The sequence below is a fragment of the Pseudomonas sp. TJI-51 genome (assembly GCF_000190455.2).
Taxonomy (GTDB): Bacteria; Pseudomonadota; Gammaproteobacteria; order Pseudomonadales; family Pseudomonadaceae; genus Aquipseudomonas; species Aquipseudomonas juntendi.
Map to the genome: position 1 here is coordinate 1 of NZ_AEWE02000181.1, position 1,183 is coordinate 1,183.

A 1,183-nucleotide genomic window follows, 5' to 3' on the forward strand; every position below is an offset into this window, starting at 1 on the left:
TAAGAGGGTGTAGACAAAATCAAGTCGTGAGCCGGCGTGCGAGCATCCTAGCCTCGGCCAGCCACACCCATGCCTCGCTAACAGCAAACAACCGGTCGTGGTGCATAATCAGTCGCCGAGCTCTCTCGTTCCAAGCATGAGTCCGCTCCACCACCCACCGCTTGGGCATTACCACGAAACCGGTCGGAGCAGGCGCTACCGCAAACATATCGCCTTGCTCTGAATGCCATTTACCTGTTCGTCGGTTGTTTGGCCCGCGGATCACTTGAACGTCGACCGCGTGCGTTTGATTCATGCGCTGGGCCCATTTTCCGGCGTATGCACTATCAACGAACAGCGTATTCAATGACGGGTATTTTTCCTTCGAATAAGCCACTGCGTCATCCGCCGCGTCCCGATCCTGCACACTTGCTGCACTGATACTCACCGCCAGAAGCAGGCCCAACGTATCGACTATCAGACTTCGTTTGCGCCCCTTCACCTTCTTGCCAGCGTCGTAGCCACTGTCCCCTCCCTGTGGAGAGCTGCGAGTTGATTGCGAATCCAAAATGCCGCCGACGGATTGTCGTCACGATCCTCTCTGTCGCGCCATTGGGTTCGTAAGCGATCATGCATCTGCTCAAATTTGCCCTGCGTACTCCACCGGCGGAAGGTCTTGTAAACATTGTCCCAGTGAGGAAACTCGCGCGGCAGCATGCGCCATGAGCACCCCGTGCGTACTACATAGCAGCAGGCTTCGAGCAGCATCCGTCGAGAATGACGCGGTGGCACACCACGACCTCCCTGAGTTTCAAACAAATCGGCGACCAGCGCCCATTCAGCATCAGTCAGGCAGCTGGGATATCGTTGCTCCGGCAACTGGCGTCGGTGCGTTTCGTTGTAGCCGTAGGACTTGCGAGGTTCGGGTGAAACAAAGCTGCCTTTGGCACGCTGCTTCACTCGTGTAATTCCAGCCAGCTTCAAGGCTTTTGCAAACGTGTCGGGATGAGCGGTGATACCCGTTTCAGCATGGAATGCATCCGCTAATTCAGCTTGGCTGGAGAAGGGATGGGTTTGTGCAAGCTTGACGAGCATTGGGTACTGCTCTGCGGCAATCGCGGGCGGGCGTCCGGTTCGAGGCATGACTTCAAGGCTGTCCAGGCTGAAGGAGTGGTGAGTTTAGTTTATTTTGTCTACACCCTCT

Annotated in this window: 1 pseudogene; it reads right to left on the reverse strand. The window is 56.1% G+C overall.

The window, feature by feature from the left end:
- Positions 1-19: 19 nt before the first annotated feature.
- A pseudogene (locus G1E_RS26460) lies at positions 20-1,122 on the reverse strand (IS5 family transposase).
- Between the last annotated feature and the right edge of the window lie 61 nt (positions 1,123-1,183).